Origin of the sequence: Baekduia soli (assembly GCF_007970665.1) — a bacterium.
Lineage (GTDB): Bacteria > Actinomycetota > Thermoleophilia > Solirubrobacterales > Solirubrobacteraceae > Baekduia > Baekduia soli.
Map to the genome: position 1 here is coordinate 306,904 of NZ_CP042430.1, position 23,608 is coordinate 330,511.

Below are 23,608 nucleotides of genomic sequence, written 5' to 3' on the forward strand. Positions count from 1 at the left end.
TGGGCGCCGGTACCGCGTCTATCGCGCCGCGCTCGTCGCCGCCGCGGGCCGATGGGAGGTGACGAGATGGGAGCCGCAGCCCTGACCGCGCCCTGACGCTCCGACCGCGCCCGCTGGGCGCCGCCCCTCCGGGCGGGGCGCCCACGGATCCACCACCAGCCGGGTCCTAGATCAGCTCGAAGTACCGATGCTTCTCCCAGTCGGTGACGGAGGTGTTGAACATGCGCGTCTCGTGGCGCGACAGGACGGCGTAGTGCTCCACGACGTCCTGTCCGAATACGCGCTTCGCGAAGTCACTCGTGGCGAACCGCTCCGTGGCACGCTCGAGTGTCGGTGGCAGGGGCGCGATGTCCAGCTCGTAGCTGCTTCCCGACAACGGTGGTCCTGGGTCCAGCTGCCGCTGGAGTCCGTCGGCGACAGAGGCCAGCAGACCTGCGATCGCCAAGTAGGGATTGACGTCGGCGCCCGGCACTCGGTACTCGAGACGGATGCTCTCGGCCTGGTCGCCGACGACGCGGCAGCTGACGGTTCGGTTGTCGAAGCCCCAGGTGCGTCCTCGCCCGGCGAAGTCGTCGCTCGCCGTCCGCCGGTAACTGTTGACGGTAGGGGCGTAGAGCTGCATCAGCTCGGGCGCCCGATCCAACACGCCGCCGACGGCGTGCAACAGCCGGTGCCCGACGGCCCGCTCCCGTGAGGGGTCGAAGAACAGCGACTCGCCGCCGGCGCCGGTCAGCGACACATGGATGTGGCACGACGAGCCGATCCCGGCCTCGGTCGACGGGCGCGCCATGAACGTCGCCGCCAGGCCCGCCCGGCTGGCCATCCTCTTGAGCCCCAGCTTGAAGAGCACGTGGGCATCGGCCATGGCCAGCGCCTCGTCGTGCGGAAGGTTCATCTCCCACTGACCGAGGCCCCACTCGCCCTGGCTGAGCTCGACGTCCAGGCCCGACGCCGCGAGCGCCTGCCGCGCGGGCCGGAAGAACGGCTCGAGGTCCTCGGTCTGCTGCACGGCGTAGTCCGCATGCGTCAGCGTCGTCGGCTCGAGGTTCGCGTAGCCGACGCGTCGCGCATCGTCGTACGTCGTCCGGAAGAGGAAGAACTCCAGCTCGGTGCTCACCCGAGCGTGAAGCCCGAGATCGGCCAGCGCCGTGATCTGGCGCCTGAGGATGGTACGCGGCGAAACGGGCACCAAGCCGCCGCGATCGTCGACGGCGTCGCCCAGGCAGATGGCCGTCTCCTGCGCCCAGCCGGCCACGCGCAGCGTGCTCAGTTCGGGCCTGACCATGAAGTCGTGCCAGCCCGTGTGCTCCCCCGCGAAGGGGACCGCCAGGCCCTCGAGCGCCTGGTCCATGTCCCAGGCCAGCGTGCAGGTGCAGACGTGGATTCCGTCCGGCAGCTTCTGCGCGAACGCCCGCGGGCTCATGCGCTTGCCCACGAGCCGGCCCTGCACGTCGACCGTGGCGAGGATGACGCTCTCGAAGCGGCCGCCGAGCAGATCGTCGAGCGTCAGTCTGCCCTCGCTCATCGGACGAGCCAGCCGCCGTCGACGGGCAACTGGATGCCTGTGATGTAGGAGGCGTCCTCGGAGAGCAGGAACGACACCGCGGCGGCCATGTCCTCGGGCTCGCCGACACGCTTGATCAGCAGCCGGTCGGAGATCACGGCGAACACATCCGGATCGGCAAAGCTCGTGCCGGTGAACAGCGTGTTCGTCGCCCCGGGCGCCACCGCGTTGACGCGGATGCCGCGGCGCGCCAGCTCTGCGGCCAGCGCCTTGGTCAACATGAGCGCGCCGCCCTTGGAGGCGTTGTAGTGCACCTGACAGCGACCCGTCGTGCTGACGATGACCTCGGCCTCGATGGTCGTGATGTTCACCATGGCGGGATTGTTGCCGACTGCCAATGCTTCGACCGCCGCCTTGGCCACGAGGAAGTACCCCTTCATGTTGACATCGACGACACGGTCCCACTCATCCTCGGTGACGTCGTCGAAGCCGGACATCGTCACGATTCCGGCGGCGTTGACCAGGAGGTCGAGCCCGCCGAGGTCAGCGATGGCCTGGCCGACCGCGGCCCGAACCTCGACGCCACGGCGGACGTCGGCGACGACGACCAACGGCGTGCCTCCCGCCGCCTCGATCGCCGCGGCGGTCTCGCCGGCCGCCCGGCGATCGACGTCAAGGCAGGCCACCGACGCGCCCTCAGCCGCGAGGCGACGGGCGATCGCGCGCCCGATCCCCGACCCGGCGCCGGTGACGAGCGCCCGTCGCCCGGCGTGTCGATCGCGAATGGCTCGGACGGCGGCCGGCGCGGCCTGATCAGGATGTGGCGACATGGGCGGGTTCCTCGTTGATGGTCATGGTCTCGGCCCGGGCGCTTCGTCGCGCCGCATCGACCAGCCAGGTGAAGACAGGATCGGGCTGCTCGCGCAGGTACTCGGGGTGCCACTGGACTCCCAGCGCGCGCGAGCCGATCCTGATGGCCTCGCACACGCCGTCGGGAGCTGTGGCGATGGGCACCACCCCTCGGCCGAGCTCGGCGACGGACTGGTGGTGGAAGCTGTTGACGCCAACGTCGGCGGGCAGGACGTGTTCTAGGAGCTCCCCCCGGACGAGGTCCAGGCCGTGAACGCGCGCGTGAAGCGGATACGCCAACTGGCCGTGCGCTTCGCCGGCGTCGAGCGGCAGGTGGTCGACGAGGGTACCCCCGCGCACGACGTTGAGCAGCTGGCACCCACGGCAGATCCCCAGCAGCGGTGTGTTCTGCCGGAGGGCGAGCTCGATGAGCTCGAGCTCGAACGCGTCGCGGTCAGGGTCGATATGGGTGGCGTGCAAACCGGGGCGGCTGCCGTACAGGCGCGGATCGACGTCATCGCCTCCCGCGACGACCACACCATCCAGCCGACGCACGAGATCCGCCGGCCGCGCGTCTCGGGTGAGCTGGACGGGCGTCCCGCCCGCGGCGGCGACGGCCGTGGTGTACGGCACATGGTGCAGATCCACGATGCCTCCCAGCAGCAGCTCGGGCATGCCCATCACGCGAGACGCGCGCGCCCGGGCCCCTGTGATGCCGATCAGGACGGGGTCGGACGCCCCGGACTCGGTCCTCATGGATCAGAATTTAGTCCAAAGCCCCATGATGTGGCAAGCGATTGGTCTTCTGGACTGCAAGACAGGCCACGCGAGGGAGTTCTCGGCGTATCCTTGCCCGGTGTCCCCGAGTCGCGTCACCGTTCCCGCCGCCTACGCCGTGGTGGTCGAGCATCTGCGCCGCGAGATCCAGCTGGGTCGCTACGCGCCGGGCGACAAGCTGCCGCCCGAGCGCGAGCACGCCGAGCAGCTCGGCGTCTCACGTGTGACCTTGCGCGAGGCCGTCCGCGTGCTGGAGGGCGAGGGCCTCGTCCACGTGCGGCGCGGCCAGACGGGTGGGACGATGATTCGCGCGCGCGGCACCAGTGCGCAGTTGCGCCGCCAGGTGCGCCGCCGGCTGGACGACGTACTGGCGACCCAGGAGTTCCGACTCGCAATCGAGCCGCTGGCCGCGGCGCGCGCCGCCCAGCATCGCAAGGCGGCCGCGGTCAGGGAGTTGCGCACGGCGGTCACCGACCTGACGTCGGCGTCCGACATCGGCACGTTCCGGCGGGCGGACTCCGCCTTCCACCTCACCGTCGCGCGCAACGCCGCCTGCCCGCCGTTGGAGCGTGCGGTGGAGGACGCCCGTATCGCGATGTTCGAGCCGCTCGACGTCCTGGCCTTCGACATCGTGCTTCCCAGCGCCGTGGAAGCACACCAGGCGATCCTCACCGCCATCGAGGATCGTGATCCCGAGGCCGCGCGGGCGGCGATGGACGCGCACATCCGGACGACCACCGGCGAGATCAAGGCGCTGTTTCCCGCCTCCGCCTCGTAGCCGGGGCTAGAGCGCCAGCGAGCGATCCTCCTCACCGACGATCCGCGTGCCGAGGTGAGCGGCGAGCACGGACGCCCGGCCGTGACCGCCGGTACCGCTCGTGCCCCAGAACGACTGCGCGGAGCCGTCGGCGAGATCGAGCACGCGGACGCCCCCCAGCCGGACCTCACCGGCGTGCAGCCGCAGGCCGATGCCGAACGCCTCATCGGGATCGGAGGCGAAGACGTAGCCGGCAAGCCCGTCGTCGAGCGCGTTGGCCGCCTGCAGCGCCTCCTCCAGCCCGGCGTAGGGCGAGACGGCCAGCACTGGGCCGAAGATCTCCCCGCGGACCGCACCGGTCGGCAGTCCGGCGACGACGGTCGGCGAGAGGAAGAGCCCCTCGGGCGGAAGCTGATCGTGCGATCGCGCGACCTCGCCGATCTGGCCGAGGCGCTCCACGTCCTGAGCGACGCTGTCGCGGTGCGTCCTGTGCGCCAGGGGGCCGATGTCGGTGGAGTCCTCCAGCGCCGGCCCGATCCGACCGCGTCCCAGCTCGCCCAGGATCCGTGCGACCAACTCGTCGTGGTCGGCCCGGTGCACGAAGACGCGCCGCGGCGCCTCACACCACTGACCGTTGAGCACCAGTGCGCCGCGCGCGAGCTCTTCGGCCGCCTCCTGCAGGTCGGCACGCGGGGCGACGATCGCCGGGTTGCTGGCGCTGAGCTCGAGCTGGAGCGCGGCCATGCGGCCGATGGAGGCGGCGGCCACGGCACGGCCTCCGGCCGTGCCGCCGGTGTAGCTGATCATGCGGACCCGGCGGTCGGCGGCCAGCGCTGCGCCCACCTCGGCGCCCCCGCACACGACCTGGACCGCGCCCCACCCGAGCTCGGCCGCCTGCAGGGCCTCGACCAGCAGGCCGGTCGTAGCCGGGGCGTACTCGGAGGGCTTGAGGATCGCGGGACAGCCGGCGGCGATCGCGTAGGAGAGCTTCGTGGTCGCCAGGAACGCCGCCGCGTTCCAGGCCGCGTACAGCGCGGCCGGGCCCCACGGAAGCCGCAGCGCCTCGACGCGCCGCGGGCCGGCGTCGAGGCGGCGCCCCGCCACCACGGGCGGCGCGAGCTGCGCGACCCCGCGGGCGATGCCGCCGAGGCCCGCCGCAAACAGCCGGGACACGGCGATCGGGATGCCGGTCTCGCGCGCATGGAGGTGGGCGAAGTCGTCGGCACGCTCGTCGAGCGCGTCGCCCAGGCGCCGCAGCGCGGCAAGCCGGTCCCCGATGCCGCGCGTGCTGAACGCTCCGTCGCCATGACCCCATGCCCGGTCGGCGGCATCCAGGGCTCGCTCGACATCGCCGGCGTGCGTGCTCCGCATCTCCCCGGCGGGGGTGCCGGTGCTCGGATCCTCCAGGCGCCCCAGCGTCAGCGCAGGCACCACCACCTCGCCGTCGATGAGGTTGAGCGCGCCGCGGTCGCTCACGCGGCGGCGCCCAACAGCTGCTCCAGCCGGCGGGCGACGACGAGATCGGCCTGGGCGGCCGGCGGCAGACCGGAGGTGCGCGCGTCCGACAGCAGGTCGTCGCAGCGGGCGATCGCCGCCGTGACGCTGGCCTCCACCTTGTCGGGCGTCCATCCGAGGTACTCACCGCCCACCTGGATGATGCCGCCGCAGTTGGCAACGTAGTCGGGGACGTAGAGGACGCCGCGCTCGTGCAGGACATCCGCCAGGCCGGGGATCGTCAGCTGGTTGTTGGCCGCGCCGCAGACGACCCGCGCCCGGATCCGCCCGGCGACCGGCCGATCGATGACGCCCCCGACGGCGCACGGAGCCAGGAGGTCGAGCTTCATGTCCAGCAGCGCCGCGGGCGCCGCAACGGCGGCCTGCAGCTCGTCGGCCAGGCGCTCCGCCCGGCCGGCGGATGCGTCGGCCACGACGACGTCGGCGCCAAGGGCGTGCAGGCCGCGGGCGAGCGCGGCACCGACCTTCCCCACGCCCTGCACGCCGGCCCTGATCCCTTCCAGCGCGCCGGCCTCGCGGGGACGCCGGAGTGCCGACAGGCACGCGTGCAGGACGGTGCGGGCGGTCGTCGGCGACGGGTCGCCGCTTCCGCCGCTGGACGCCGGCCGCCCGACGACGTGGCGGGTGTGGCGCGCGATGACGTCCATGTCGGCCGGGCCGGTCCCGATGTCCTCCGCCCCGGCGTAGCGGCCGTCGAGCCGCCCGATCGCCTCGCCCAGCGCCGCGAGCTGACGCGGATCGGCCGGGTCGCCGCGGTCGATCATGACCGTCTTGCCGCCGCCCAGTGGCAGCCCCGCCATGACGTTCTTGGCCGTCATGGCCCGCGAGAGGCGAAGCACATCGATCAGCGCGTCCTCGACGGACCGGTAGTCCATGCGCCGGATGCCGCCCATGGCCGGTCCGGGGGCCGTGCAGTGGACGGCGATGATCGCCCGCAGCCCGGTCTGCGGATCGTGCACGAGCTCGACGACCTCGTGGTCGTCGAACGCGGCATCGATCGAGAGATCGCTCAAGACGATCCGCGGGCCGTCTCGGTCGCGCCGGCATCGACGGCGAGCGTGTCGTCGCTGTCGCTGCCCGTGAAGCGCACGCCGTAGATCTCTTCGGCCGCGTGGCGCGAGACCCATCCCTCCACCACATCGTGCAGCACAGAAGCGGGATCGCGTCGCAGGGGGGACCCATAGCCGCCCCCGCCCGCGTCGATGCCGACGACGCGCTCACGTGGTCCGACCTCGCGCTGGCCGAGCGTCGGAAGCTCCTGCTCGACCCCGGTATCGAGGTCCAGCAGCGCGGCGTACGAAGGATGGCCGTCGAGGCCGCCGCGGACGCCCCGCGGCGGGTTCAGCCGCCCATCCGCGACGTAGGCCACCGTCATCGGGTCGTGCTTGGGGCCGTAGACGATGCGTGCGGGGGGCGCACCGCGGTGCTCACCCGCCCCGCCGCCGTCGGTGACGATGTTCAGGGACTCCACGTGGATCGGGTACTTCTGCTCATCGACCTCGACGGAGTCGCGGTACAGCAGGCCCGCGGCACACGGCAGCGCCCAGGTCAGCCATCCGTCGCACGTCGGCCCGGCGGGACCGCCGTTGCTGCCGATGATCAGCTGGTTGACGTACGGCGCGCCGCCTCGCCGCCAATCCGCGCCGGAGACGACTCCCCATCCGATGCCCATCCCGTTCCCGCCCTCGGCGAGCCCCCACCCGTCGCCGATCTCGGCGAACGCCGACTGCGTGGCGTTGATCAACCGGTCGGCGACGTTCGTCGTCGCCATCGAGCAGCAGGTCGGATGCTCGGGGATGCCGACCACGCAGTTGGCACGGAGCAGCACGTCGATGCGCCGGAAGGTGCCCGCGTTGTGCGGGATGTCCGGATCGAGGACGTTGAAGAGCCCGGTCGTGACGTTGTTGATCGCCGTGGCCTCTGACTGGTTGAGCCCGGCCGGCACGCAGTCGATGTTGTCGCGCAGGTCGATCGTCGCGCGCTCGGCCTCGGCATCGATCTCCACGATGACCTTCACCGGGATGCCGTCGGGCACCGCCGGGATCGGGTCGTGGGTTCCCGAGCCGATGTAGCGCCCGCTCGGCATCTGCGACAGCGCGTGGCGCATCCGGCGCTCGGAATAGTCGAACCACTCCTCCACGAACGCCTTGAGCACCTCGGACCCGTACTTGGCCGCCAGCTCCTTGAGCCGGCGCTCGGCGATCCGCGCCGAGCCGAGTGTGGCGAGGTAGTCGCCGTACCATTGATCGGGCACGCGGATGCGTCGCCGGCACATGCGGATGACATCCTCGATGTCGCGGTAGTCGGACTGCACCTTGACGCAGGGGAAGCTCAGCGCCCCCTCCTCGTAGATGTCGGCGGTGAACGGCATGTAGGTCGTGGGGAGGCTGTTGCCCGCGTCGGCCTGATGGGCCTTGGCCACCGCGGTGAACAGGTGCTCGCCGTCGACGAACACCGGCGCCAGGATCGTGTGATCGGCGTGGTGGGTGTTGCCGAGATACGGGTCGTTGTGGAGGTAGGCGTCGCCCTCGCGGTACTCGGGGTGCAGCTCCGTCATCGCCGCGGTCTGCAGGTGCGAGCCCGAGATGTGCACCGGCAGCCCCTCGGCCGCCGCCAGCAGCCGGTTGTCGCCCGTGACGATCGTGCACGAGAAATCGCGAGCCATGTTGAGCACGGCCGACCGGCCGCTGCGCAGCAGCGTGTTGGTCATCTCGCGCACGATGGCGTCGAACCGGTTCGACAGGACGGCCAGCAGGGCCGGGTCGAACGTCTCGGATGCTCGCGTCGACATCTACGACACCTCCAGCAGGTAGTTCTTGGTGGCCGTCACCCTGGCCGTGGCCTCCGGGTAGACGACGATCGTCGTCGTCGGCTCCTCGATGACCGCCGGCCCGCGGATCACCGCGCCCGGTTGCAGCGACGGGCCGTCGAAGATCGCCGTCTCCAGCGCCCCATCCTTGAACAGCGCGCGCCGGGAGCCGCGCGCCGCGTCCGTCGCCTCGGCCGCGCCGGCGCCGGCGGCCTCGACCACTGGACGGTCGAGCGTCGCGGTGACCCGTGCTCTCCAGAAGAGCACCTCGACCGCCGAGTGCTCGTCACGGACGGCGAAGACGCGCTCGTGGGCATCGTGCATTCCCGCGACGAGGGCGTCGAGATCGGAGACGTCGTCGAACCGGCCCGACGGCAACGGCACCTCCAACTCCCACACCTGGTAGGCGTAGCGCGCCTCGGCGAAGTACTCACGGTGAAACGCGGTCATCCCGCGCTCGCGCAGGCCGTCCACGAAGCCGTCGATGCGCCGGTCGAGCCCGGCGAGCACGGCGTTGACCCCGTCGAACGCGAACGACGAGCTCTCGGTGAACAGGCTCGCCGAGAACTCGGTGACCACGTCGGAGTACTGCGCCCCACACGCCGACAGCCCGCCGGCGGTCCGTGGGACGAGCACCTCGCGGCACCCGAGCTCGGCGACGATCGGGACGATGTTCAGGCCGCCGGCGCCGCCGCCGGCGACCACCAGGCTCTCCCGCGGGTCGACGCCTTCGTTGACCGTGATCTCCTGGATGGCCTGCACCATGTGCTCGTTGGCGATCGTCAGGACCGCCTGGACACAGTCCTCGACGTTCTGGCCAAGCCGCTCGGCGACGGGCTGCAGCGCCGCGCGCGCCGCCTCGACGTCGAGGTGCATCCGGCCGCCGAGGAAGTTGTCCGGGTTGAGGTAGCCGGCGATCAGCGCCGCATCGGTCACGGTCGGCTGCTTGCCGCCCCGGCCGTAGCATGCGGGCCCCGGCCGTGACCCGGCGCTGTGGGGTCCGACGCGCAGCAGCCCGCCGGGATCGACCCAGGCGATCGACCCGCCGCCGGCGCCGATGCTCCGGGCGTCCACCGATGACAGACCCGTCAGGTGACCGGTGAACTGCTTCCCGAGCCAGGTCTCGCGCGTGAACTTGATCTGTCCGTCGCGCACCAGGCTGACGTCGAAGCTCGTCCCGCCCGTGTCGCAGACGATGATGTTGTCGATCCGTCCCTCCGCGCCGCCATATGTACGGCCGGCCACGGGCGCCATCGCCGGCCCGGAGCGCACCGAGCAGATCGGACGCTTCACCATGTCCTCGACGTGGGTCACCCCGCCGAACGATGTGGCGGCCAGCAGCTCGCCGCGGAAACCATTGGCCCGCAGGTCGGTCTCGAGACCGTTGAGATGACCCTGCATCAGCGGCTTGAGCGACGCGTCCAAGGCCGCCGACGAGGCACGCCGGTACTCCCGCACGATCGGGTTCAGCTCATGCGACAGCGTGAACGGAATCTCCGGGATCTCCTCGGCCATCAGCTCGCCGAGCCGGCGCTCGTGCACAGCGTTGGACGTCGACCACAGCAGGCAGACCGCCACGGCCTCGACGTCGAGGCGCCCGAGACGACGCAGGACCTCACGTGCCTGAGTCTCGTCCAACGCAGTGACCACCTGACCCTCGGAGTCGACGCGCTCGTCGATCTCGAACGTCAGGCGACGGGGGATGTAGGGCTCCGGGAAGGACGTCGCGAAATCGTAGGCATTGAACTTTCCGCCCTCGCGGAGTACCAGCGTGTCGGGAAAGCCCTTCGTCGTGAGAAACGCGGTGCGCGCAGTCCTGCCCTCGATCACGGCGTTCGTTGCTCGCGTAGTGGCGTAGATGAAGAGGTCGGTCTCGTTCAGGAGACCGACCGCGTCGGTCCCGTAGCCGGAGCCCGTCACCTCAAGCGCCTCACGGATGCCGGAGAACACCCGGTCCTGATCTGTGAGCGCCTTGTTGACCGTCAGGACTCCAGCGTCATCGGCGACCACCACGTCCGTGAAAGTCCCGCCGGTGTCGACTGCGATTCTGAAGGACATGCACTCTCCTATGGAACTGACGACGCGGAACTCCGACCTGCAGGCCACTGGAGCCAATGGACTCTATGGTCTAGAGCGTAGTCCATGCCGGCCGGCCCAGTCAACGCCCCTTCCATGCTTCGCAGCACTGATCAGAGATCGACACGATTCTGGACAATGGGTCTGATCAACATACCTACTCAGCCGCTGTAATGGGGAAAGTTCTTCAACCGCGGCGCGAGCCGGAGGCCAGCGCATGGGCCGTCCCGCGCACGTGTTGCTCCATCGCCGTGGCGGCCGCGGCGGCGTCGGCATCCTTCAACCCCTGCACGATGCGCTCGTGCTCGGGGACCGTGCGCTCGCGCATCTGGTCGAGGTCCAGCGGCTGGAACGGCAGGAACAGCGCGGCCCGCGCCTCCTCGACGGCATGGCGCACGAGATCGGCGCCGGCCGCCTCGGCGATGCGCAGGTGGAACCGCAGGTCGGCCTGCCGGAACGCCCCGACCTCCGTCGTCGTCGCCATGCGCTCGTTGAGCGCCGACAGCTCGGCGATGAGCACGGTGTCGGCCCGGGCGGCGGCCCGCCGCGCGGCCAGGGGCTCCACTACCGCGCGGAACTCGAAGACTGCGTCCATCTCCGTGCCCTGCTCGGCGAACCAGGTGCGCAGCTCGGCGCCGGACATCGTGCGCTGCCGGACGAAGACGCCGCCCCCGGGCCCCCGGCGAATGTCCACGTAGCCGGCCCCCTTGAGCTCGCGCAGCGCCTCGCGCAGCGTCGCCCGTGAGACCCCGAGCTGCTCGGCGAGATCGCGCTCGGACGGCAGCTTGCAGCCGGGCGGGAACTCGCCGAGGTGTATTCCGCGCCGCAGGTACGCCACCACGACCTCGTACGCCGGGGCGATGTCGATCGGCCCGAGGCCGGCGATGGGTTCCAGGCTGGGCACCGGGGTAGCGTAGAGGTCGCCCTCCCTTCGGCTACGCGGTCCCGGCCAGGAACAGCGTCTTGAGCTCGGTGTTCTCCTCGAGCGCAGCCAGCCCGTACTCGCGGCCCAGACCCGAGAGCTTCGTCCCGCCGAACGGCGCCTGGAGGTAGACCGAGGTGTTGGAGTTGACGGCGAGCACGCCGCTGCGGATCCGTCGCGAGACGCGGACGGCGCGGCCGACGTCACGGGTCCAGATCGACCCTGACAGGCCGTACGGCGTGGCGTTCGCCAGCCGGACCGCCTCGTCCTCGTCGGTGAACGGCAGCACGCTGACGACCGGGCCGAAGAGCTCCTCCCGCGCCACCCGCATGCCGGGGTGCACGCCGTCGAGCACGGTCGGGGCATACCAGCCCGCGCTGCCGTCGAGATGGGCAGGCGGCGCGCCGCCGGTGAGGACGATCGCGCCCTCGGCGACGCCTTCGCGGACACAGGCGTCCACCCGGTCACGGTGCGCGGCGGAGATCAGCGGGCCGATGTCGGTCGCTGGGTCGAGGGGGTCGCCCACGATCAGCCGGTTCGTCCTGGCAACGTAGCGCTCGAGCACCTCGTCGTAGACCGAGCGCTGCACGAGCAGGCGTGAGCGGGCGCAGCAGTCCTGGCCGGCCATGCCGAAGGCGGCGCCAGGCGCCACCTCGCCGATGCGCTCGAGGTCGGCGTCCTCGAACACGACGGCGGCCGACTTGCCTCCGAGCTCCAGCGTCACGCGCTTGAGCGTGGCGGCTGCCTCTCGGGCGATCGCGATGCCGGTCGAGGTCGAGCCGGTGAAGCTCACCTTCGCGACGTCGGGATGGCGCACGAGCGCGGCGCCCACCGCGCCGCCGCCCGTCAGGACGCTGAGGCATCCCGCAGGCACGCCCGCGGCGTGGGCGAGCTCGGCGAAGCGCAGCGTCGTGCGCGGCGCGAGCTCGGACGGCTTGATCAGCACCGCGTTGCCGGCGACGAGCGCCGGTGCGGCCTTCAGCGCCGCCAGGACGAGCGGCGCGTTCCACGCCGTGATCAGTGCGGCGACCCCCAGGGGCTCGCGCAGCGTCAGCAGCAGCCCGCCGGCATCGTTGGGCATCGTCTGGCCGAGCAGCTTGTCCGCCGCGCCCGCGTAGTAGCGCAGGATCGCCGCCGCGCCGGCGGCCATCCCCCGCGTCTCGGCGACCGGCAGCCCGTTGTCGGTGGTCTCGAGCAGCGCGAGCGCCTCGGCCTCAGCCTCGATGAGGTCCGCCAGCCGCGCCAGGACCGCGCCGCGGTCCGACGGGCCGCACAGGGCCCATGCGTCCTGGGCCCGCCGGGCCGCGGCCACCGCGCGGTCCACGTCCTCCTGGCCGGCCTCGGCCACGACGGCCACGACCTCGCCGGTCGCCGGGTTGTGCACCGTGAACGTGGTGCCCTCGGCGGCCGTGGCCCGGACGCCAGCCAGCATCAGCTGCTCCTCAGAGGGCAAGGTAGCCCCCGTCGACCACGAACATCTGGCCGGTGCAATAGGCCGACTCCGACGATGCGAGGAACAGCGCCATGTTGGCGATGTCCTCGGGCCGGCCCCACCGGCCGAGGGGGACGTTGGCCCCGAAGGCCTCGCGCGCCTCGGGGGGGATGCGGTCGACCAGTGGCGTCTCGATCGGCCCGGGCACGATGCAGTTGACGCGGATGCCCTCGGGCCCGTGCTCGACCGCCAGGCTCCGGGTGAGCGCCACGACGCCCCCCTTGGCGGCGGTGTAGGCATCCGATGCGCCGTGCCCTACCCGGAATGCGGCGACCGACGAGCAGTTGATGATCGAGCCGCCCCCCCGCCGGCGCAGCGCCGGGATGCCGTAGCGGGCGCCAAGGTACGTGCCCTTGAGGGAGACGTTGATCGTGGTCTCCCAGATGTCCTCAGTGAGCAGGGGCGAGGGTCCGTCCGTGACCCCGGGCTCGTAGCCGTCGATCGCGTAGCGCCAGTATCCGGCGTTGTTGTAGAGGATGTCGAGCCCGCCGAACGTCGACTCGGCCGCGTCCACCATGCCCTTGACGTCCGATGCCTGCGCGACGTCGGCACGGACGGCCATGGCGCGGCCGCCGGCGGCCGCCACCTCGTCGCGGACCGCCTGTGCCGCGGGGCCGTCGATGTCGACGACGACGACCACCGCGCCCTCCTGGGCGAAGCGCAGGGCCGCCGCGCGACCCATGCCGGACCCTGCGCCGGTGATGGCTGCCACCTTTCCCTCGAGTCGCATGATCACACCACCTCGAAGTAGCGTCGGATCTCCCAGGCGGGGATGTGCGCCCGGGCCAGCTGGTCGTAGACACGTTGCTCGTCGTCACGGGACGCGGCATAGAGCTCGACGAGCTCGTCACCGAGCCAGTCGCGCGCGAGTGCGGACCCGCGCAGCAGGGCAGCGGCCGCGCGCAGGTCGGCGGGCAGCGGCATGGAGGTGAGCGGCTCCCCGGGAGGGCCCGGATCGCGCTGAGCCAGGATGCCGTCCACCCCGCCGGCGATACAGGCGGCGATCGCGAGATAGGGCTGCAGGTCGCTGCCGGAGCGCCGCTGCTCGAAGCGCGTCGCCGAGGCTGAGAGGGTGATGGCGCGGACGGCGCTGTTGCGATCGTCCCAGCCCCAGGAGAGTTGCAGCGGTGCCCAGTGCCCGGGGACGTACCGGCGGTAGGAGTTGGGATAGGGCGCGAAGAACGCTGCGCAGTCGCGCGTGGCGCGCAGCAGCCCGGCGGCGTAGCCGAGGCCGGCGGCGCTGAGCCGGCCCGGCGCCCCGTCCCAGAACGCGTTGCGGCCGTCGCGCAGCAGGCTCTGGTGCAGATGCCCCGAGGTGCCCTGCTGCTCGGGCACCAGCTTGGCCATGAAGGTGATGTACATGCCGTGGCGGCGGGCGACGTCGCGGACCAGGAGCTTGAAGCGCGCCGCCATGTCGGCCGCCTCGAGCGCGGGCGCAGGTGCGAGCGCCGCCTCGAGTTGGCCGTTGCCGATCTCGGTCATCAGCGTCTCGATGGGCACGCCGTAGGCCTGGGAGGACGCCTCGAGGTCGTCGGCGAACGCCGCGTGATCGGCCCAGCGGAGCATGCTGTAGCCCTGGCGCGTGTACGACAGCGGCGTCATGCCGGACAGGTCACCGACGCGCCGGGCAGCGTCGCTCTCCGCGCCGTCGCGGAAGGCCCAAAACTCGTACTCCACGCCGAACACGGCCTCGTACCCGTGGCCGGCGGCACGGTCGATGACGTTGCGCAACACGCTGCGAGGATGCTGCGGGTGACGGTCTCCCGCCTTCGTCAGGCCGTCACCGACGACCGCGACGACCCCCGGCTCGTGGGGCATGGCGCGTGCCGTGCTCCAGTCCGGGGCGATGAGGATGTCGGGATAGCCCGTGCGCTCCTCGGAGACGGGCGCCGGCACCAAGTCCTCGTCGACGTCGAGTGCGAGGTAGACCTCGGGGAGCGCGACGGGCTTGCCCGATCGCAGTTTCTCGACGGCGACGTACTTGCCGCGGAGCGCGCCGTTGAGGTCGGGCGTCTCGACGCGCACGCGGCGCACGTCGCCGAGCGATGCGAGGACCTCCTCGGCCGTCGGTCGCCGTCCGATCACGGGCCGTGCCATGTTCTCCATCTCCTTGTCAGAGCCCGAAACGTGCCGGTGTGAAGGTCGAGAGCCAGGGGGCCGCGGCGTGCGCGTCCGGGTCGCACAGCACGAGGCGTGCCACATCGTCGCCGGTCGCCGGCGCGAGCGTCAGGCCCAGCATCCCGTGGCCGGCTGCGACGACGATGCCCGGCGTGCGCCTGAGGCGGCCGATGATCGGCAGGCCGTCGGGCGTGCAGGGCCTGAGCCCGCTCCAGGTCGGGGCGTGGTGGGCGCCCGGGGTTGGGGGCCGCCGCAGGTAGCGCCCGACCCGGGTGTAGATCCCGGCGATGCGGCGCGGATCGACGGAGCGGCCGACGCCAGCGAAGTCGACGCCACCCACGACGCGGAGATCCGGCCCCATCGACGTCACGCCGAGCACGTCCTCGTGGAGGATCATCGGCACCTGCACGGGCGCCGGCCAGTCATGGAGGTGCACGTGGTGGCCCTTGCCTGCCTCGATGGGAACGCGGACCCCGAGCAGACGCCCAAGGGCCGGCGTCTCGGCGCCGGCGGCGAGCACGACGTGATCGGCGACGAACGTGCCGGAGGTGGTGGCGACGCGGGTGGCAGCGCCGACCCCCAACCCGGTGACGGTCGTGCCGAGCTTGAAGTGGACACCCCGGTCGCGACAGGCGTCGGCAAGTGCTGGGGTGAGGCGCGCGGGAATGCACTGGTCGTCCTCGGCCCAGAGCACCGCGCCCGCGAGGTCCTCGCGCAGCTCCGGCTCGACCGCGGCCGCCGCCGCACCCTCCAGGACGCGAGGCTCGAAGCCCTGGGCGGCCAGGACCTCGGCCTCGTGACGCAGTCGCGCGAAGCCCGCCTCGGTGTTGCAGACGTTCATCACGCCGCTGTGACGCAGACCGATGTCGATGCCGGCGGCCGCGAGCGCAGCGAAGCGCATCCGGCTGGCGCGGGACTGGTCGCGCAGCGCCCGCAATCCGGACAGCAGATGCTGCTCGCCGCCGTGACGGACGGCGTGGACGGCAAACCGGACGAGCTGCGGGTCGAGCCGCAGCCGAACCGAGACCATGCCGTCCCGGCCCAGCAGCTGGCGCGGCAGCTCACGCAGGACGCGTGTCCCGGCGAGCGGGATGCAGTGGCTCGGCGTGATCAGCCCGCCCGATCCGGCAGCGGTGTCTTCGCCGAGCCGCTGCGAGCGCTCGATCACGGTCACCTGCACGCCGCGCTCGGCCAGTGACCATGCGGCGCAGACGCCGACGGCTCCTGCGCCGATGACCAACACGTCGGGCCTCGCCGCGCTCATCCCGCCGCCCCACGGTCACGTCGGCCGGAACGTTCGCGCGCCTGGACGACGAGCCACAGCAGGATGGGGTCGAGCCCATCATGGAACTCCGGGTGCCATTGCACGCCGACCGCGTCGTGGTCGAGCAGCTCGATCGCCTCGATCAGCCCGTCGTCGGACCGCGCGGCCACGCGGACGCCGGCTGCGGCCGTCGCGATGGCCTGGTGGTGGAGGCTATTCACCGACACCCGCGGACCGTAGAGCGCGTGCAGCACGCTGCCGTCGGCGATCGACACGTCGTGGACCCGCTGCGCCGCCGCACACCCGCGCTCATTGTGGCCGTCGCGGCGGTGGTCCTGCAGCGTGCCGCCCAAGGCGACGTTCAGGACCTCGTGGCCGCGACAGGTGCCGAGCACGGGAATGCCCCGGACGATGGCCGCGCGGGCGAGCGCGATGTCGAAGGCATCCTGCTCCGGATCCAGCAGAGTGGTCTCGGCCCCCACCTCCCCGCCGTAGAACGCCGGGTCGACGTCAAGCCCACCCGCCAGCACGACTCCATCCAGCCGCCCAGCCAGCACTTCGGGATCGGACTCGCGCGGCACGAACACGGCCAGTCCACCGGCCTCCGCGATAGCACGGGCGTACGCAGTGAAGAACGCATCGACGCACAGGCCGCGAAGGGCGGGGACGTCGCCATTGTGGAGCGTCTCGGCTGGCCAGCGGCGGCCGGTGACACCGACCATCGGCGCGCCGCACCTGACTGGCGGATCAGCGTTCGATTGGTTCATGGGTCTGAAAAGCATACCAGATCTGCGGCTGCCCGATGTCTGGATCTGCGGCTGCTGCGCACGATCTACGCCGCCCCGTTCGACCCCGGCTGACAAGGGCTTGTCCGGGGATGTCGCCCGTGAGTTCGCCCGGCCTGGCCGCCAAGCTCGCCGCCGCCCAACCCGCCGACGGCGACGCCGACGGCACGCTCGTCTTTAGCTCGGCTGCCGGTACCCGGATCGACCGCCATAAGCGCCGGCCCGGCGCCGACGCTGAGGATGTTCAACAGCACGGCCTTGGCAGCTAGCAGCAGTGCTATCGCGCGAAGGGTCGGCGGTCGACAGTTCGTAGCGGCCGGCCGATGGGAGATTGTTACGCAAGCGGCGGTACTGCCTGCGCTTGAGGTGATTTCATCGCGGCACTCGTCCAGGGCGCGCCGCTTCGCACCTGCGCTGTGTCACGGCGCGCGAGTTCATGTCCCGCAGCGCCGTCCAGTCCGAGAGGCGTGTCCTCTCACTGAGCCGGTGCCGCCCAGATGCGCAAGGGGTCCTGGTGGCGAGGCGCCTCGCCCTTCAGAGCAACAGCGCCTGAAAGAACTCGGGGCGCCGGTCGGCCCACAGCGGCCAGGCCGCGCGGCTGTCTTCCAACGCTGCGGCTTGGAGCCGTGCCGTGACGACGTCCTCGGCGTCCGTGAAGGATTCGGCGAGCACGGTCCCGTGGGGATCGACGATGCGCGAGAGCCCCATGCGCTCCCACGTGCCGTAGCGGTCACCGAGCGTGTGCGAGCCGGCCCCGTTGCACATCACCACGAAGAGTCCGTTCTCGAAGGCCCGCATCACCGGCACCAACTCGAACATGCGCTGCTTGTTGGGCGCACCGATCCCACCCTTCGCACCGCCCTTCCATGCCGAGTTGATGCAGACGACGATCTCCGCGCCGAGGCGGCCGAGACAGCGCACGGACTCCGGGTGCCAGAGGTCGTAGCAGATGACCATCCCGATCCGACCCAGCGACGTGTCGAACACCTGGGGCTGCGTTCCGCCGCTGTAGTAGAGCTTCTCGAAGCCCGCGGCGTGCACCTTGCGGGTGGCGCCGACGATCCCACCGGGACCGACCAGCACCGCCGTGTTGAAGATCGCGCCCGGCACGTCGCCCCGCTCGGCGAGCCCGATGACCGCGTGGATGCCGTGCTTCCGCGTGGCCGCGGCGACGGCGGTCACCGCCGGGCCGTCGAGGGACTCGGCTACCTGCCATGCGTCACGGCGTCCAGCCGAGAGGTCGCCGGGCTCGCAGAAGAAGTTGGTCAGCCCCAATTCCGGAAACGCTGCCAGCTCCACGCCCTCGGCGGCGAGGTCGGCGACACGGGCGCACACATCGGCGACGTTGCGCTCCTTGTCCGCGGGGGGAAAGGGCTCGATCTGAACGGCCGCGGCGGTGACCGTGCCCTTCATCGCCCGCGCAACTCGCGGGTGCGGCTGTCGTCGACCACCGCGCCATCCAGGTCGAGCGCCACACCGTAGTGGGCCTCCGCCTCGGCGATGGTCACCACCTCGTCGAGTACGTCTCGCAACACACGCTGGGGATCGCGCTCGCGCGGATCGCCGTAGCCTGCCGAGTTCGCCGTTCGCAACGAGATGACGTCGCCCTGCGCGAGACGATAGTTGGTGGACTTGGCCGGAACACGCAGCTCGTCCTCGCGGCCCGGGTTGACGACGATCTCGCCGGGCACGCCGTCGTGTCCGCCGAACAGCCCGCGCGGCGGACTGACCCCCGTTGCGCCGTCGCCTTCCCCGCTGAACAGCGTGTCGGTCAGGCATTCCCAGGTGCGAATGACGCCCATGCCGCCGCGCCACTGGCCCGCGCCCGGGCCGGGCCGCAACTCATACTGCAGGCAGCGCATGGGATTCCGCAGCTCGAGCTCCTCGATCGGGTTGTTGCGGGTGTTGCCCATCATGCAGTCCACGGCGTCCATGCCGTCCTTGCCTGAGCGACCTCCGTAGCTGGTCTCGTTGACCTCGATGTACACCCAGTACTCGTCACCACCCTCGACGACCCCTGAGTAGGACACGAAGAACGTGTGGCCCGCGCTTCCGGCGCAGATGCGCTCCGGATAGACGTCGGCCATCGCCAGGTTCATCGAATCGGCCATCTTGGCGACCTGATTGATGCGGGCGGTGCACGACGCAGGGAAGCGCGGGTTGAAGATGGAGCCCTCCGGTGCGACCACATCGATTGCGCGGAAGATGCCGCTGTTCTGGGGCGCCACGGTCGGGTGCGTGACCTCGTCGAGCATAATCGAGCGGATGATCGAGTAGGCGATCACCTGCGTCGAGCCCGAGAAGGGGCAGTTGAAGCCAGTCGAGACCTGGTCGTTGGACCCGGTCAGGTCAACCGCGATCTGGTCCCCGTCGACGCGGATCGCCAGCTCGACGCGGAGCGGCTCGCCAAGATGCTCGCCATCGTCGTCGAGCCATTGGGTGGGCGCTCGGTGAACGCCGTCCGGCGCCCGCGCGATCTCCCGACGGATGGTGCGCTCCGAGTAGTCCAGCCAGTAGTCGCCCGCGCCGAACACCGCCTCGTAGCCGTACTTGTCGATCAGCTCGAGGAAGCGGGCGCGACCCAGCCGGCTGGCCGCGATCATCGCCTCGGTGTCGCCACGATTCCATGTGGCTGTCCGCGTGTTGCGCCAGATGTGCTTCCACAGCTCGTCATTGCGGACGCCCCGGCTCTCCACGCGCAGCGCCGTGTAGTGATCGCCCTCGGCCCACACGTCGATGGTGTGAACCATCAGGCCGGGCGACATGCCACCGAGATCGGCCACATGCCCGTTGGCGCAGGCCCATGCGCAATGCCGTCCTTCGTAGAAGATCGGGATCGCGATGCACAGGTCCGGTGTGTGAGAGGCCCCCAGGTACGGATCGTTGTGCAGGAACACGTCGCCATCGTGGATGTCGTCTCCTACGACCGACATGATGCCCTCGAGATAGCCCGGGATCGAGCCGACGTGCATGGGCGTCGTGTCGCTCTCGCAGAGCTCGGACCCGTCGGCGAAGAAGATGCCGCAGCCGAGATCCTCTGACTCGCGAATGATGCTCGAGTACGACATCCGGTAGAGCACCTGGGCCATCTGCTTGGCGATCGCCTTGAAGGCTCCGCCCAGGACGCTCAGCGTGATCGGATCAAGCTTGGTCTGAGGTGTCGTGCTCATCGCGCGGGCTCCTGGATCGTGAGGACGATGTTTCCGATCTCGTCGATGCGCGCGCTGGCACCTGGCGGGATCACGGTCGTCGAATCGGGTTGTTCGACGATCGCCGGGCCCGACAGCTCGTCCCCGGCGAACAGGCGCTCGCGGGCGTAGATCCGCGTCTGGACCCGCTGGCTCCCGTCGTCGGTGGCGAACACGACTGGCACCTCGGCGATCGGGGCGGGTCCATCGTTGCTGGTGGCTCCGCCAAGGACCGGCCAGTGCAGCTCCGGCATGCCCCCGGTCCCGGTGACTCGCACGGTGATGACGTGCACCGCGAGCTCGGCGAACCTGCCGAAATACTCCCGCTCGTGGCGCTCCTCGAACGCCTGGCGGGCAGCCGTCGCCCAGCCGACGTCGACGGCCGTCGACGGCACGGGAACGCGCAACTCGTAGCCCTGGCCCTCGTAACGACAATCCGCGGCGCGCTCGAGCAGGACGTCGCCGCCGGCGAACCCGGCATCCTCCATGTGCTCGGCGACGCGTACCTCCAGGTCGCGGTACACCGCCTCGAGGTCCGCCTCCTCGAGCCGGCTGAGATCCTGCCACGCACTGGCGGCCACCTCGTAGCGAACGTCGGACGCGAGGAGGCCCGCTGCCGCGGTGACCCCAGGGTGAGGTGGAACCACCACGTGCGGGATCCCGATCGTGCGGGCGATTTGCGCAGCGTGCAGTGGGCCTGCGCCGCCAGCGGCGACGAGGACGAACTCGCGCGGGTCATACCCCTTGCGCACCGAGTTGGTCTCGATTGCGTTGACCATGTTGTGCACCGTGACCGCGATGACGCCCAGCGCCGCATCCTCCACCGACAGGCCCAAGGGATCGGCGACGTGATCGGTCATGACGCGGCGCGCGCAGTCTGCGTCAAGGGGCATGCGCCCGCCCAGGAAGGCTCCCGGGCGCAGGCGGCCCAGCACGACGTTGGCGTCGGTCACCGTCGCGGCGGTCCCACCGCGTCCGTAGGCCGCCGGGCCGGGGTCGGCGCCCGCGCTCTCGGGGCCCACCTTGATGATCTGTCCCTCCTCGACCGTGGCGATCGAGCCACCGCCGGCGCCGATGGTCTCGATGTCGATCATGGGGACCATGACCGGGTAGTGGTCGATCGACGAGTCGAGCAGGTGCTTCATGCGGGCCTGGCCGGCGGGAGCCACGCAGATGTCGGCCGAGGTGCCGCCGACATCCAGCGTGATCGTGTTGGCGAACCCGCTGCGCCGCGCGGCGTCGATCCCGCCCAGCAGCCCTGCTGCCGGACCCGAGAGCACCAGATTGACCGGATATCTGCGCCCGTTCTCGAACGTCGTGATCCCACCCGAGGACTGCATCAGGTGCGGGTCACGGCGCAACCCCGCATCGCGGAGTTGCTCGAGCAGGCGATCCAGGTAGTGACCAACCCGCGGTCCGATGTACGCGTTGATCGCTGCCGTGGAGAACCGCTCGTACTCGCGGTGCTGGGGGCTGACGTCGCTCGAGACCGAGACGAAGGCGTCGGGCAGCACCTGGGCGGCAAGCGACCGGACGCGCTCTTCATGTTCAGCGTTGGCGAATGACCCCAGGAAGCAGATCGCGACCGACTCGATGCCCTCGTCCGCGAGGTAGCGGAGCTGAGTGGTCACGGCGTCTTCGTCCAGCGGCATGTGCACGGTCCCATCCACCAACATTCGCTCGGGCACGCAGCGGCGGTACTGGCGCAGGATCAGCGGTCGCACCTGCTGCGGGATGTCCTGCATGAGGCTGAACGTGTACGGCTTACGGTGGCGCGCGATATGCAGGATGTCGCGGAAGCCCTCGGTGGTGATCATCCCCACCTTGGCCCCGCGGCGTTCCAGGATCGTGTTGGTACCGACCGTGGTGCCATGCAGCAGCGCCGACAGCTCCGACGGCTCGGTGCCCGCGAGTGCGCAAACCTCCTGTACGCCCTGAAGGATCGCCACGGACGGATCGGCCGGCGTCGACGCGAGCTTGTGTACGGTGATGCGCTCACCTGCCTCGTCGTACAGGATCAGGTCCGTGAAGGTGCCGCCGACGTCCACGCCGAGTCTCCGCATCAGGGCACCATAGGTGCCCCGCGGAGGACAGAAAAGCGACAGATGTCTCGTCGACGGGGATCGCACCGATACCCGTGTCTGGTCTGACCGGCGCACCACCCCCCGTGCTGCGCCGTCCACCATGCGTCCTGTCCCGGCTGGAGCGCATGGAGTCGGTGCCGCCCCCAAGCCGCACGAGCGGTGAACGCACTGGCAAACACGCCACGCCCGAGAGAGCCGAAGCGGAGCTCTCGTCGAGAGGCCGGATCGCCCGTCAACCAAGGTGGTTGCCTACGGAAGCGAAACGGCCCGAACCACCTCGATGCACCTGAAAATATCGTGGTGTCCCCGGTTCGAGTCCGCTGCCCTCAGCGGGCGTACCATCGAACCGTGACCGGGCCATCGGCACACATCCTCGTCGTGGCGCACCGCACCGCCGCGACTCCGCGACTGTTGGAGGCGGTCCGCCGGCGGGCGCAGACCGGCCCGTGCCGGATCACGCTGCTCGTCCCACGCCCCTACTGGGACCCCGACACCGAGGAGGCGGAGGCGGTCGTCGAGCTCGCCATCCCGCTGCTCGAGCAGGCGGCGGGCCGCCGCGTCGACGCGGTCACCGGAGGTGCCGACCCGGTCGAGGCGGTGCGGACGGTGATGACGACGACGCCGGTCGACGAGATCATCCTCTCCACGCTGCCCCGACGGGTCTCGCACTGGTTGCATCGCGACGTCCCCGCCCGTCTGCAGCGCCTGGGGATCCCGATCACGGTCATCACCGCCGCGCAGTCCTCCCAGCGGCTGGACACCGCGCGCTGAGACGCTGTCGCGCGGCGGCCGGATCATCGACGCGACTCGCGACCGGGCGGCGGTGAGAGTAGCCTCGTCGACATGCTCCCGGTGGACGCGGTGAGCGCGACCTGGAGGGTGGCGGCCGCCACCAGCAAGACGCCGTTCTACGCGGTGGGCGGCGCGCTGGTGGCCTGGGCCGTCGCCTTGGCCGCCTTCGGCATGATCCGACCGGAGTTCCCGCGCATGCGACGCCCCAGCCTGGTCGTCATGCTGATCACCGGGCTCGTCGTGGTGGGCACGATGGCCGCCGCGGTGCTCACCGCGGGCGGTGAGGGGCAGCACGCCGCGGCGGCGCCCGCCGGGGCTCCGACGGCGTCGGCGACGCTGACGCTGAGCGCCGATCCCAGCGGCGCGCTCGCCTACGACACGCGCCAGGCCACCATCAGCGCGGGTGCCGACACGGTGCGGTTCGTCAACCGCTCGCCGCTGCCCCACAACGTGACGATCGCGCGGGGCGCGAAGGTCGTGGGGGCGACCAAGACGATCCAGGACGCCACCGCCACGGCGACCGTCACCCTGTCGCCCGGCCGGTATGTCTTCTACTGCTCGGTCGACGGCCACCGTCAGGGCGGCATGCAGGGCACGCTCACCGTGAGGTAGCTGACGGCCACGGCGCGGTGAGGACGTCGCCCCGGTGGAAGCGCGAGCGCGGGGTGTGGCTACT

Annotated in this window: 20 protein-coding genes; 4 read left to right on the plus strand and 16 right to left on the minus strand. The window is 71.0% G+C overall.

Features of this window, described 5'->3' with window-relative positions; all coding sequences use genetic code 11:
• Positions 1-166 precede the first annotated feature (166 nt).
• From FSW04_RS01355 to FSW04_RS01365, 3 genes are read right to left on the minus strand one after another with little or no spacing between them, the layout of a single operon-like run.
• On the minus strand, positions 167-1,525 hold the full coding sequence (locus FSW04_RS01355; RefSeq protein WP_146915466.1) for a glutamine synthetase family protein: 1,359 nt from the start codon (positions 1,523-1,525) through the stop codon (positions 167-169).
• On the minus strand, positions 1,522-2,334 hold the full coding sequence (locus FSW04_RS01360) for an SDR family NAD(P)-dependent oxidoreductase (RefSeq protein WP_146915468.1): 813 nt from the start codon (positions 2,332-2,334) through the stop codon (positions 1,522-1,524). The genes FSW04_RS01355 and FSW04_RS01360 overlap by 4 nt, the downstream gene beginning before the upstream one ends.
• The gene (locus FSW04_RS01365) at positions 2,318-3,109 is read right to left on the minus strand and encodes a gamma-glutamyl-gamma-aminobutyrate hydrolase family protein (protein WP_146915470.1); all 792 of its coding nucleotides are present in this window, start codon (positions 3,107-3,109) and stop codon (positions 2,318-2,320) included. Before FSW04_RS01365 ends, FSW04_RS01360 begins: the two co-directional genes overlap by 17 nt.
• Here FSW04_RS01365 and FSW04_RS01370 point away from each other — a divergent pair.
• Entirely contained in the window at positions 3,108-3,908 is an 801-nt protein-coding gene (locus tag FSW04_RS01370) for a FadR/GntR family transcriptional regulator (RefSeq protein ID WP_187369140.1), read from the plus strand. The two genes, FSW04_RS01365 and FSW04_RS01370, sit on opposite strands and share 2 nt — an antisense overlap.
• A 6-nt stretch (positions 3,909-3,914) precedes the next feature.
• Here the strand turns inward: FSW04_RS01370 and FSW04_RS01375 are convergent, their stop codons facing one another.
• From FSW04_RS01375 to FSW04_RS01420, 10 genes are all read right to left on the minus strand, one after another.
• Entirely contained in the window at positions 3,915-5,363 is a 1,449-nt protein-coding gene (locus FSW04_RS01375) for an aldehyde dehydrogenase family protein (protein ID WP_146915475.1), read from the minus strand.
• Complete coding sequence (locus FSW04_RS01380) at positions 5,360-6,415, minus strand: Glu/Leu/Phe/Val dehydrogenase (RefSeq protein WP_187369141.1); 1,056 nt, start codon at positions 6,413-6,415, stop codon at positions 5,360-5,362. The genes FSW04_RS01375 and FSW04_RS01380 overlap by 4 nt, the downstream gene beginning before the upstream one ends.
• Positions 6,412-8,193: a hydantoinase B/oxoprolinase family protein gene (locus FSW04_RS01385; protein ID WP_146915479.1), complete on the minus strand. Its 1,782-nt coding sequence runs from the start codon at positions 8,191-8,193 to the stop codon at positions 6,412-6,414. The genes FSW04_RS01380 and FSW04_RS01385 overlap by 4 nt, the downstream gene beginning before the upstream one ends.
• Complete coding sequence (locus tag FSW04_RS01390; protein ID WP_146915481.1) at positions 8,194-10,269, minus strand: hydantoinase/oxoprolinase family protein; 2,076 nt, start codon at positions 10,267-10,269, stop codon at positions 8,194-8,196.
• 205 nt (positions 10,270-10,474) lie between these two features.
• Positions 10,475-11,191: a FadR/GntR family transcriptional regulator gene (locus tag FSW04_RS01395; RefSeq protein WP_187369142.1), complete on the minus strand. Its 717-nt coding sequence runs from the start codon at positions 11,189-11,191 to the stop codon at positions 10,475-10,477.
• A 31-nt stretch (positions 11,192-11,222) separates the two neighbouring features.
• Complete coding sequence (locus FSW04_RS01400; protein ID WP_146915485.1) at positions 11,223-12,641, minus strand: aldehyde dehydrogenase family protein; 1,419 nt, start codon at positions 12,639-12,641, stop codon at positions 11,223-11,225.
• Positions 12,642-12,651: 10 nt separating this feature from the next.
• Positions 12,652-13,431, minus strand: a complete 780-nt coding sequence (locus FSW04_RS01405; RefSeq protein WP_146915487.1) for an SDR family NAD(P)-dependent oxidoreductase — start codon at positions 13,429-13,431, stop codon at positions 12,652-12,654.
• A 2-nt stretch (positions 13,432-13,433) separates the two neighbouring features.
• Positions 13,434-14,798: a glutamine synthetase family protein gene (locus FSW04_RS01410; RefSeq protein WP_187369143.1), complete on the minus strand. Its 1,365-nt coding sequence runs from the start codon at positions 14,796-14,798 to the stop codon at positions 13,434-13,436.
• Positions 14,799-14,814: 16 nt separating this feature from the next.
• Positions 14,815-16,083, minus strand: coding sequence for an NAD(P)/FAD-dependent oxidoreductase (locus FSW04_RS01415; protein WP_146915491.1), 1,269 nt, complete (start codon positions 16,081-16,083; stop codon positions 14,815-14,817).
• Positions 16,080-16,805 (minus strand): gamma-glutamyl-gamma-aminobutyrate hydrolase family protein, encoded by a 726-nt coding sequence (locus FSW04_RS01420; protein WP_187369144.1) that lies wholly within the window; start codon positions 16,803-16,805, stop codon positions 16,080-16,082. The genes FSW04_RS01415 and FSW04_RS01420 overlap by 4 nt, the downstream gene beginning before the upstream one ends.
• A 164-nt stretch (positions 16,806-16,969) precedes the next feature.
• Between FSW04_RS01420 and FSW04_RS25500 the strand changes: the two genes are divergently transcribed.
• Complete coding sequence (locus FSW04_RS25500; protein ID WP_187369145.1) at positions 16,970-17,137, plus strand: hypothetical protein; 168 nt, start codon at positions 16,970-16,972, stop codon at positions 17,135-17,137.
• A gap of 265 nt (positions 17,138-17,402) precedes the next feature.
• Here FSW04_RS25500 and FSW04_RS01425 read toward each other — a convergent pair whose 3' ends face one another.
• The 3 genes from FSW04_RS01425 to FSW04_RS01435 are packed head-to-tail and all read right to left on the minus strand — an operon-like array spanning position 17,403 to position 22,119.
• A complete protein-coding gene (locus tag FSW04_RS01425; RefSeq protein WP_146915495.1) occupies positions 17,403-18,281 on the minus strand; it encodes a carbon-nitrogen hydrolase family protein in 879 nt (292 codons plus the stop codon).
• Positions 18,278-20,038, minus strand: a complete 1,761-nt coding sequence (locus FSW04_RS01430) for a hydantoinase B/oxoprolinase family protein (protein ID WP_146915497.1) — start codon at positions 20,036-20,038, stop codon at positions 18,278-18,280. The genes FSW04_RS01425 and FSW04_RS01430 overlap by 4 nt, the downstream gene beginning before the upstream one ends.
• Positions 20,035-22,119: a hydantoinase/oxoprolinase family protein gene (locus FSW04_RS01435; RefSeq protein ID WP_187369146.1), complete on the minus strand. Its 2,085-nt coding sequence runs from the start codon at positions 22,117-22,119 to the stop codon at positions 20,035-20,037. The genes FSW04_RS01430 and FSW04_RS01435 overlap by 4 nt, the downstream gene beginning before the upstream one ends.
• Before the next feature lie 369 nt (positions 22,120-22,488).
• Here FSW04_RS01435 and FSW04_RS01440 point away from each other — a divergent pair, with 369 nt between their 5' ends.
• On the plus strand, positions 22,489-22,911 hold the full coding sequence (locus FSW04_RS01440) for a hypothetical protein (RefSeq protein WP_146915502.1): 423 nt from the start codon (positions 22,489-22,491) through the stop codon (positions 22,909-22,911).
• A 72-nt stretch (positions 22,912-22,983) separates the two neighbouring features.
• Positions 22,984-23,544, plus strand: a complete 561-nt coding sequence (locus FSW04_RS01445) for a plastocyanin/azurin family copper-binding protein (RefSeq protein WP_146915504.1) — start codon at positions 22,984-22,986, stop codon at positions 23,542-23,544.
• Positions 23,545-23,608: the final 64 nt, after the last annotated feature.

Coding starts and splice junctions, on each gene's coding strand:
- FSW04_RS01385 (WP_146915479.1), bottom strand. CDS start 8,193: ATGTCGACGCGAGCATCCGAGACGTTCGACCCGGCCCTGCTGGCCGTC.
- FSW04_RS01415 (WP_146915491.1), bottom strand. CDS start 16,083: ATGAGCGCGGCGAGGCCCGACGTGTTGGTCATCGGCGCAGGAGCCGTC.
- FSW04_RS01360 (WP_146915468.1), bottom strand. CDS start 2,334: ATGTCGCCACATCCTGATCAGGCCGCGCCGGCCGCCGTCCGAGCCATT.
- FSW04_RS01365 (WP_146915470.1), bottom strand. CDS start 3,109: ATGAGGACCGAGTCCGGGGCGTCCGACCCCGTCCTGATCGGCATCACA.
- FSW04_RS01430 (WP_146915497.1), bottom strand. CDS start 20,038: ATGAGCACGACACCTCAGACCAAGCTTGATCCGATCACGCTGAGCGTC.
- FSW04_RS01410 (WP_187369143.1), bottom strand. CDS start 14,798: ATGGCACGGCCCGTGATCGGACGGCGACCGACGGCCGAGGAGGTCCTC.
- FSW04_RS01425 (WP_146915495.1), bottom strand. CDS start 18,281: ATGAAGGGCACGGTCACCGCCGCGGCCGTTCAGATCGAGCCCTTTCCC.
- FSW04_RS01420 (WP_187369144.1), bottom strand. CDS start 16,805: ATGGTCGGTGTCACCGGCCGCCGCTGGCCAGCCGAGACGCTCCACAAT.
- FSW04_RS01355 (WP_146915466.1), bottom strand. CDS start 1,525: ATGAGCGAGGGCAGACTGACGCTCGACGATCTGCTCGGCGGCCGCTTC.
- FSW04_RS01405 (WP_146915487.1), bottom strand. CDS start 13,431: ATGCGACTCGAGGGAAAGGTGGCAGCCATCACCGGCGCAGGGTCCGGC.
- FSW04_RS01390 (WP_146915481.1), bottom strand. CDS start 10,269: ATGTCCTTCAGAATCGCAGTCGACACCGGCGGGACTTTCACGGACGTG.
- FSW04_RS01370 (WP_187369140.1), top strand. CDS start 3,108: ATGGATCAGAATTTAGTCCAAAGCCCCATGATGTGGCAAGCGATTGGT.
- FSW04_RS01445 (WP_146915504.1), top strand. CDS start 22,984: ATGCTCCCGGTGGACGCGGTGAGCGCGACCTGGAGGGTGGCGGCCGCC.
- FSW04_RS01400 (WP_146915485.1), bottom strand. CDS start 12,641: ATGCTGGCTGGCGTCCGGGCCACGGCCGCCGAGGGCACCACGTTCACG.
- FSW04_RS01435 (WP_187369146.1), bottom strand. CDS start 22,119: ATGCGGAGACTCGGCGTGGACGTCGGCGGCACCTTCACGGACCTGATC.